10 protein-coding genes and 1 pseudogene are annotated in these 8,576 nt (G+C 61.6%); 4 read left to right on the forward strand and 7 right to left on the reverse strand.

The genetic code is table 11. The annotated features are described in order from the left end of the window. The first annotated feature begins 79 nt into the window (after window positions 1-79). From JK202_RS12185 to JK202_RS12195, 3 genes are all read left to right on the forward strand, one after another. Window positions 80-382 (forward strand): putative quinol monooxygenase, encoded by a 303-nt coding sequence (locus JK202_RS12185; RefSeq protein WP_211561427.1) that lies wholly within the window; start codon window positions 80-82, stop codon window positions 380-382. 3 nt (window positions 383-385) lie between these two features. Next, complete coding sequence (locus JK202_RS12190) at window positions 386-667, forward strand: DUF333 domain-containing protein (RefSeq protein ID WP_211561428.1); 282 nt, start codon at window positions 386-388, stop codon at window positions 665-667. 99 nt (window positions 668-766) lie between these two features. After that, the gene (locus JK202_RS12195) at window positions 767-1,195 is read left to right on the forward strand and encodes a MarR family winged helix-turn-helix transcriptional regulator (RefSeq protein ID WP_211561429.1); all 429 of its coding nucleotides are present in this window, start codon (window positions 767-769) and stop codon (window positions 1,193-1,195) included. A 35-nt stretch (window positions 1,196-1,230) separates the two neighbouring features. Here JK202_RS12195 and speE read toward each other — a convergent pair whose 3' ends face one another. The 6 genes from speE to miaA form a co-directional block, all read right to left on the reverse strand. Continuing rightward, window positions 1,231-2,103 carry a polyamine aminopropyltransferase gene (gene speE / locus JK202_RS12200; RefSeq protein WP_211561430.1) on the reverse strand — a complete coding sequence of 291 codons (873 nt, stop codon included), beginning with the start codon at window positions 2,101-2,103 and terminating at the stop codon, window positions 1,231-1,233. A 63-nt stretch (window positions 2,104-2,166) separates the two neighbouring features. Beyond that, entirely contained in the window at window positions 2,167-2,646 is a 480-nt protein-coding gene (gene speD / locus JK202_RS12205; protein ID WP_211561431.1) for an adenosylmethionine decarboxylase, read from the reverse strand. Window positions 2,647-2,986: 340 nt separating this feature from the next. Beyond that, entirely contained in the window at window positions 2,987-4,006 is a 1,020-nt protein-coding gene (ilvC, locus tag JK202_RS12210) for a ketol-acid reductoisomerase (protein ID WP_211561432.1), read from the reverse strand. Beyond that, a complete protein-coding gene (gene ilvN, locus JK202_RS12215; RefSeq protein WP_211561442.1) occupies window positions 4,006-4,533 on the reverse strand; it encodes an acetolactate synthase small subunit in 528 nt (175 codons plus the stop codon). The genes ilvC and ilvN overlap by 1 nt, the downstream gene beginning before the upstream one ends. Next, window positions 4,533-6,326 (reverse strand): biosynthetic-type acetolactate synthase large subunit, encoded by a 1,794-nt coding sequence (ilvB, locus tag JK202_RS12220; protein WP_211561445.1) that lies wholly within the window; start codon window positions 6,324-6,326, stop codon window positions 4,533-4,535. The genes ilvN and ilvB overlap by 1 nt, the downstream gene beginning before the upstream one ends. 30 nt (window positions 6,327-6,356) lie before the next feature. Further along, complete coding sequence (miaA, locus tag JK202_RS12225; protein ID WP_211561447.1) at window positions 6,357-7,355, reverse strand: tRNA (adenosine(37)-N6)-dimethylallyltransferase MiaA; 999 nt, start codon at window positions 7,353-7,355, stop codon at window positions 6,357-6,359. Window positions 7,356-7,396: 41 nt separating this feature from the next. Here miaA and serB point away from each other — a divergent pair, with 41 nt between their 5' ends. Further along, the gene (gene serB / locus JK202_RS12230) at window positions 7,397-8,290 is read left to right on the forward strand and encodes a phosphoserine phosphatase SerB (RefSeq protein WP_211561449.1); all 894 of its coding nucleotides are present in this window, start codon (window positions 7,397-7,399) and stop codon (window positions 8,288-8,290) included. Between the two features lie 67 nt (window positions 8,291-8,357). Here the strand turns inward: serB and JK202_RS12235 are convergent. Next, window positions 8,358-8,576 (reverse strand): annotated as a pseudogene (locus JK202_RS12235) (hypothetical protein); the annotation flags it as partial.

Raw genomic sequence — 8,576 nt, forward strand, 5'->3', positions numbered from 1 at the left:
AGTTTCCGAAAAACTCCGCAATCGTTACGATCGCTCATGCGTTGTGTCTTTTGCCCCGTAACACGCAAAGGAGAACATCATGGCTGGTGAACTGACGGTCATTGCCGAATTCGAGACCACACCCGCAACCTATGAGAAGTTTCTCGCCGCCTGCGCCTATGACAGCGAGCGCTCCGTCGCCGACGAATCCGGCTGCCACAGCTTCACGGTTCTCTCTCCCGAGACGGAAGCCGACACCGTCATTCTCGTGGAAGTCTATACCGACCGCGCGGCCTTCGAAGAGCACCTCAAGACCCCGCATTTCGGGGTGTTTGCAAAAGCTGTAAAAGAGCTGGACATCAAGGAACGCAGCGTCCGCTTCCTGAAGAAAAGGGCTCCCTGAGCAATGCATCTTTCAAGCACGAAACGCCTCCTCGCCATCACCCTGCTGTGCGGCACGGTTTCCGCCTGTGCCTCACACCCGCAGCACAATCCCCGCCAGCGCCTGATCGGCATCCCCAACCCCGCCAGCGTTTACTGCACGCAGCAGGGTGGTCGCCACGGCGATGTCCGGACCGCTGGCGGCGAAACCGGCATCTGCACCTTCCCGCCCAACCAGGTCTGCGATGAGTGGACGCTCTACCGCGACCACCGCTGCGTCGCCCCTCTCGGCGCCATGAAGCCCTGATTTTCCAGCCCGGTCAGGCCCGAATGGGGCCGCCGGGTTTTTCATAATCCAGATACATAACATGTTATGTATTCTATCCACACGTTCCCCGGAATCCGCATGACTGCCCCTTCTCCGCTCAGCGCCTTGACCACGCGCAACACCAGGCTCTTCACGCTCCTGCTGGAACGCGAACTCAAAAAGACAGGCCTGCGGATCGGTCAGCTTCCCGTGTTGCAGGCTTTGCAGGACGGAAAGATCCTCAATCAGAAAGCCCTCGCGGATTTTGCGGATATCGAACAACCGGGCATGACGACACTTCTCGCCCGGATGGAGCGCGACGGCCTGATCCAGCGCGAACCAGACCCGACAGACCGTCGCAGCACACTGGTCACACTGACAGCTGACGGTCAGCGCAAAAGCCGGAATATCGTTCCTGTTATAGAACATTTAACCGGCATGGCACTCAAGGGGTTTACACCCCTCGAACGCGATATTCTCGTAACACTTCTGGAACGGATCAACAGCAGTCTGAAAGAGCAGCTGTAGCTGCCTGCCCCATTAACAAAGGGGCAGGCACACGATCATTTTCCGGTTTTGGGAAGATGCTCGGCAATATAGGGCGGCAGGTTGAACGAGCCGACATGGATTTCCGGCGTCCAGTAACGCGTCGTGCCCACGATCTTCGCAGCGTCCGCACGGGCACGGATCTGCTCGACCGTCTGCGTGTTCGGTGCCTGCCCCTTGGAGGCCACACCCAGAGTCATGAACCCGCCGACATAAGTCGGAACAGCGGCCACATACGCGCCCACATGCGGGAAGAACTTCGCACGACGCAGGCTCGTCTCATGCAGCTCATCCGCCTGCATGAACGGCACACCGCACTGGTTCACGATCAGCCCTTCAGCCGACAGGATGCGCGCGCAGTTGCTGTAGAACTCGTCCGTGAACAGCACTTCGCCCACACCGATCGGATCGGTGCTGTCGACGATGATCACATCGAACGAGCCGTCAGCCGCCTTCAGAACATAGTCGATGCCGTCGCCGACGATGACTTCGGCCCGCGGGTCGTTCCAGGCGTCACCAGCAATGTTCGGCAGATACTGTTTGGACAGTTCGATCACCGCACCATCGATCTCGACCATGACAGCCTTCTCGACCGTGTCATGCTGCAGGACGCGACGCAGAACGCCACCGTCACCCGCACCGATGATCAGCACGCGCTTCGCACAGGGATGCGCCAGAAGCGGCACATGCGTCAGCATTTCCTGATAGACGAACTCGTCACGCTCGGTGATCTGGATAACACCATCCAGAACCAGCACGCGGCCGTGGCTGGAGCTTTCAAACACCACCACATCCTGGAAGTCGGATTTTACCCGTGCGAGCTCACGCGTAACGAGAAAGCGCTGTCCCCAGTCCGGGTACAGGGTCTCGTTGAGCCATGTTTCAGCCATGGATCATCGTTTCCTTGTCGGAGTATATTGAAAAAGGGCCGGTCACCCGGCCCTTTCGTCAGTTCAGACCGCTTTTGCGGCCTTGTCCTGCACGCGGCCACGCCGTACGGCGTCGACCTCGATCCGGCCGGCCTGGAACAGGCGCTGCATCACCGGAATCGACAGGTTCGGATCACATGCGCCGCACATGAACACGTCCACAGCCGCATAATTCCGTTCCGGCCACGTATGGATCGAGATATGGCTTTCCGCCAGAACGATCACGCCGGACACGCCGCCATTGGGCGTGAAGTGGTGAAAATGGCTGTGCAGGATCGTTGCACCAGCCGCCACCGCAGCCTCACACAACGTTTCATCGATCCGTGTGGGATCATCGAGATTCCGGGCGTCCCAGAAGTCGATCAGCAGATGATTGCCAGCATAACGCTCGCCATCACGCTCAATGAAGTAATCCTTGCGCTCCTCCTCAACGAGGTGAGCTGCGCTGTTCTGGATATCTCTCGGGAGTTCCGATACCATCCCCAGTTGAGCAAGTGCGTTCATCACGTACCCCCAAACCAGTAGACAGCCTGTTGGGCAAAAATGCCCCCTTGGGCCAGGAAGCGCGCTAGTTACCGGCCCCTCCCCCCTGATGCAAGCACTTTATGGGGCGATTCCCCAATATGTCATATATCTCCCCCGCCCCATGCCCCCACTGCATGAGAAAAGGATTTTCCCTTTCCTACACACAGAGCTGGGCCGCGGATATTTCTTGAACCTAGGACCCCACATACAGTTCGGGCGTCGGATCTCCGGGAAACGAATCCCGGAAATCCCGACGCCCGACAGAAGCTGACGCTTCCCGGTCCAGAGGGGCCGAATCCGGCCCCCCGGATCCGTCTGATCAGTTCTTGGTCTTGTCGACCAGCTTGCCCTTGGCAATCCACGGCATCATCGCACGCAGCTTCTCACCGGTCTTTTCGATCTGGTGAGCATCGTTGCGGGCACGGATGGCCTTGAAGCCAACGCCACCGGACTGGTTCTCAAGGATGAAGTTGCGAACGAACGTGCCGTCCTGAATGTCCGTCAGGACGCGCTTCATCTCGGCCTTGGTTTCCGGCGTGATGATGCGCGGACCCGTCACGTACTCACCATACTCCGCGGTGTTGGAGATGGAGTAGTTCATGTTGGAGATGCCGCCTTCGTAGATCAGGTCCACGATCAGCTTCATCTCGTGCAGGCACTCGAAATAGGCCATTTCCGGCGCATATCCGCCTTCAACCAGCGTCTCGAAACCAGCGCGGATCAGGTCCACAACGCCACCACACAGGACAGCCTGCTCACCGAACAGATCGGTTTCGACTTCTTCCTTGAAGGTCGTCTCGATGATGCCTGCACGGCCGCCGCCATTGGCGCTGGCATAGGACAGGGCGATTTCGAGCGCATTGCCCGAAGCGTTCTGCGCCACGGCCACGAGGGACGGAACGCCACCGCCACGCTGGTATTCGGAACGGACCGTATGGCCCGGGCCCTTCGGCGCGATCAGGAACACGTCCAGATCCGGACGGGCTTCGATGATGCGGAAATGGATGGACAGACCATGAGCGAACGCAAGGGCAGCGCCCTGCTTCAGGTTCTTCTCAAGGCAATCCTTGTACAGCGCGCCCTGGCCTTCATCCGGCGTCAGGACCATGACAACGTCGGCCCAGGCCGCAGCCTCACCCGGCTCCATCACCTTGAAACCGGCTTCCTGAGCCTTCTTCACGGCGGAAGACGTGGAACGCAGACCGATGACGATGTCCGTCAGGCCGCTATCCTTGAGGTTGTTGGCATGGGCGTGACCCTGGCTGCCATAGCCAATGATCGCGACTTTCTTGCTCTTGATCAGATTCAGATCGGCATCGCGATCATAATATACCCGCATCAGACAGGCTCCTTTTTAAGGTGAAAGACTGAAGGACCGCGCCCGATGGCAGCAATCCCGGTGCGCGAAACCTCAGCCAGGCCAAGGGGGCGCATCAACTCGATGAACGCGTCGATCTTCTCGGGCGATCCCGTCAGCTCGAACACGAAACTCGTGGCCGTCGTATCGACTGGCCGCGCACGGAACGAATCCGCAATGCGCAGGGCTTCCGTCCGGCGATCCCCGGAGGAGACGATCTTCACCAGCGCAAGCTCACGCCCCACGTAAGGGCCTTCCTGCGTCAGGTCACAGACGTCATGCACCGGGATCAGGCGTTTGAGCTGCGCCTTGATCTGCTGGATGACCATCGGCGTACCCGACGTCAGCACCGTGATGCGCGAGAGCTTCTGCTCGGCATCCACCAGCGCCACCGTCAGGCTCTCGATGTTGTAGCCACGGCCGGAAAACAGGCCCACCACGCGGGCCAGCGCGCCACTCTCGTCCTCGATCAGAACCGAGATGACCGAATGTTGGATAGTCTCCGTCATCAGACCAGCATCTTCCCTTCTTCGGTCAGTCCCGCCGCTTCGGAATCCTGATCCGGACCCAGCAGCATCTGGTTATGCGCCGCACCCGATGGGATCATCGGATAGCAGTTCTCGCCCTCGGCCACGCAGATATCGGCCACAACCGGACCATCATGCGCCAGCATCCGGCGGATCACGTCATCCAGCTCCCCGATATGCGTCGCCCGCATTCCGGTCGCATGGAACGCTTCGGCCAGCTTCACGAAGTCCGGCAGCGCCTCGCTGTAGGACTGCGAATAGCGCGACCCGTGAAGCAGCTCCTGCCACTGACGGACCATGCCCATGTAGTGGTTGTTCAGGATGAAGATCTTCACCGGCAGACGATACTGCGCGATCGTCCCCAGCTCCTGGATGTTCATGAGCGTGGACGCCTCACCGGCGATATCGATCACCAGCGCATCCGGATGCGCCACCTGCGCGCCCACGGCGGCCGGCAGACCATAGCCCATCGTCCCCAGACCACCGGATGTCAGCCAGCGGTTCGGCTTGTCGAACTGGAAGTGCTGGGCGGCCCACATCTGGTGCTGCCCGACCTCGGTGGACACGAACGTGTCGCGCCCCGTTTCCTTGGCCAGCTCATACAGACGGCGAACCGCCTGCTGCGGACGGATAACGGCGGACGGCGTCATGTCCTGCGTAAAGCCGAACCCGTCCACACTCCGCCAGGATGCGATCTGGTTCCACCAGGCCGACAGATCTGGCGCAGGCGTGTCACCCCAGCCTTCAAGGAGGGCTTCAAGCGTATCGCGCACATCGCCTTCAAGCCGCACGTCCACCGGCACGATCTTGTCGATCTGGCTCGGGTCAATGTCAGCATGGACCTTGAACGAATTGGGCGAGAACGCATCCACACGCCCCGTCACACGGTCATCAAACCGCGAGCCCAGAGCGATCAGCAGATCACAGCCATGCGTGGCCATGTTCGCCTCAACCGATCCATGCATGCCCAACATGCCCAAGAACTGCGGATCAGGAGACGGAAATGCCCCCAGCCCCATCAGCGTGGACGTCACCGGGAAACCGGTCTTGCGCGCCAGACGACGCAGCAGGTCCGACGCTTCCGGGCCGGAGTTAATAATGCCGCCGCCCGTGTAGAAGAGCGGACGTTTGGCCGTCTTCATCACTTCGAGCGTCTGCGCAATCGCATCCATGTCCGGCCCACCCTGATGGCGGAACCGCTGCAACCGCGACAGCGCCGGCTTCGTCAGCGGCGCCTTGCCGACCGTAATGTCCTTGGGCAGATCCACCAGAACCGGCCCCGGACGACCCGAACGCGCAACCTCGAACGCCTCACGCACGGTCTGCGCCAGCGTGCCCGGCTCCCGCACGAGATAGTTGTGCTTGGTGGCAGGACGCGTGATGCCCGTCGTATCGGCTTCCTGGAACGCGTCATTGCCGATCAGCTTGGTCGGCACCTGACCCGAGAGGCAGACGAGCGGGATGGAATCCATCAGCGCATCCACCAGCCCGGTCACGGCATTCGTCGCGCCCGGACCCGACGTCACCAGCACCACGCCCACCTTGCCCGTCGAACGCGCATAGGCCTCTGCCGCATGAACGGCAGCCTGCTCATGGCGGACAAGCACATGGCGAATTCGGTCCTGCTTGAAGAGAGCATCGTAAATCGGAAGGACAGCCCCACCCGGATACCCGAATATGACCTCCACACCCTCTTCGTCGAGAACGCGCAGAAGCACTTCCGCGCCATTCAGCGCCTCTTTGCCTGTTCCTGCGTCTCTTTCAGCAGCCGTCACCGTTTCCTCCCAAGGTATGAGCGGCGGGATTTAGGACGACGCGGCGGCGGCGTCAACTCGTCCAGATATAAAGTTCTCTATTTTTTCATACTGACTTTCCGAATCTTGCGCAGAATGGGTGTATCTGCGCAACGAAATCATCGCATCATCCCCTTTTCCCAGCGTATGATGCCGGAACCATGTCGCCTGCCGCCGCGTATAGCGCCCGATGGCAAGGACCGCAGATTTCCGCGCCTCCTCAAGCGATACCGCCCCCCGCAGAACAGCAGCCAGTTCCGGCACCCCATGCGCACGCATGGCAGGCAGAACCGGATCGAGCCCCCGCTCCAGCAGAGTGGACACTTCTTCAAGAGCCCCGGCCTCCAGCATCTGCCCGAATCTGGAATCGATCGCCCGGCGCAATCCCTCCCGTTCGGGATCAAGCTGCACGGACACGAAGCGGCACGGAGCGGGCGGCAGACCCGGCTGCGAGCGCCACCAGGCCAGTCCATGCCCCGTCCCCGTCCAGACCTCCCAGGCCCGCGAAATCCGCTGCGTATCGTTCGGACGCAAAGCCGTTGCCGTTTGAGGGTCAACCTCCGCAAGCCGCGCATGCAGCGCCTCCGGCCCGATCTCCTCCGCCAGCCCCCGCGCCTCTGCCCGCGCAGCATCGCCAGGGTCAGGCACCTCCACCAGACCATCCGTCAGCGCGCGCAGATACATTCCCGTCCCGCCACACAGGATCGGCATGCGCCCCTCGGCCCAGGCAACATCCATTTCTCGCAGCGCCTCGGATCGCCACCAGGCCACACTTCCCGGTACGGCCGCATCCAGAACGCCATAAAGCCGGTGCGGCACCGCGGCCTCATCCGCCGCGTCCGGCCGCGCCGTCAGGATGTGCAGATCGCGGTAAACCTGCATGGAATCCGCATTGATGACCGTGCCTTCAAAGGCCCGGGCAAGGTCGAGCGCCAGTGCCGACTTGCCGGAGCACGTCGGGCCAGCCACAATAAGCGCAGTTTTGGCTTCTATCGTCTTCGGGGCGTCCATTCCCCCCTCCTGCCACACGTGCCGGACCGTTACGAGATCTCATGTCCCTTCCTGCCGTCCTGACCCTTATTGCTGACCGGAAATCCGGCCCCCTCAAACCCGAGGCCATCGACGTGGCCCGCACGCTCGTCAAGGGCAATGCGCCCGTCGTCCTGTCTCCGGGCGAAGCCGTGGACATTCCCTGCCCACCGTCGCGCCCCGGATCAGCGAGCATCGCCACCATCCGCGCGACACTCGCGCCCTACCGCGTCGATGCGCTGCTTTTGAAAACGCGCGGCCGCCGCCGGGCCGTCCTCGTCGCGGACATGGACAGCACCATCCTCACCGGCGAGACGCTGGACGAACTGGCGGACCTTCTGGGCTGCGGCGAAGACGTCGCGGCCATCACCCGCGCCTCCATGAATGGCGAACTGGATTTCGAAACCGCACTAGAACAGCGCGTGGCCCTTCTGGCGGGAAAACCGGCCTCCGTCCTCGAAGACGTCTGGGCCTCCGTCACCCTGACGGAAGGCGCACGCGAACTCGTGCAGACCATGCGCAAGCACAATGGCCGTACGGCCCTCGTGTCCGGCGGCTTCACATGGTTCACCCAGCGCGTGGCCGAGCTTTGCGGATTCGATGAAAATTACGGCAACGGGCTGGAAATCGAGGACGACAGGATCACCGGCCGCCTCTCTGGCCCGATCCTCGGCCCCGACGCCAAGCGCGACCATCTCGAACGCCTGACCTCAGAGCGCGGCGTGCAGCTCCGCGCGGCGCTGACGACCGGCGATGGCGCCAACGACATCCCGATGCTCGCCAGCGCAGGCCTCGGTCTGGCTTTCCATGCCAAGCCGAATGTGCGGCGCATCATTTCCACGCAGATCAACTTCGCCAATCTGCGCGCGCATCTCTTTGCACAGGGCTATCATGCGAAGGACTTTGTAACAGACTGACCGGGCCTCAGACCCATCCGATACGAAAAAGCCGCCGGAGTCCCAGACTCCGGCGGCTTTTTTTCGATCAGTATCCCCAGGTATAGGGGGGCACATTGGAATAGGATGGCACGGCGTAACCGGGAGCATAGCCCGGCGCATAGCCATATCCGCCTCCATACCCTCCACCGTAGCCACCTCCATAGCCACCGCCGTAACCATAAGGCGAAGCAACGGCCATTCCGGCTGCCATGCCCAGACCGACGCCAAGGCCCCAGCCGCCCCAGCCCCAGCCGCCATGGAAGCC

It is taken from the genome of Gluconobacter sp. Dm-62 (assembly GCF_018256155.1).
Classification (GTDB): domain Bacteria; phylum Pseudomonadota; class Alphaproteobacteria; order Acetobacterales; family Acetobacteraceae; genus Gluconobacter.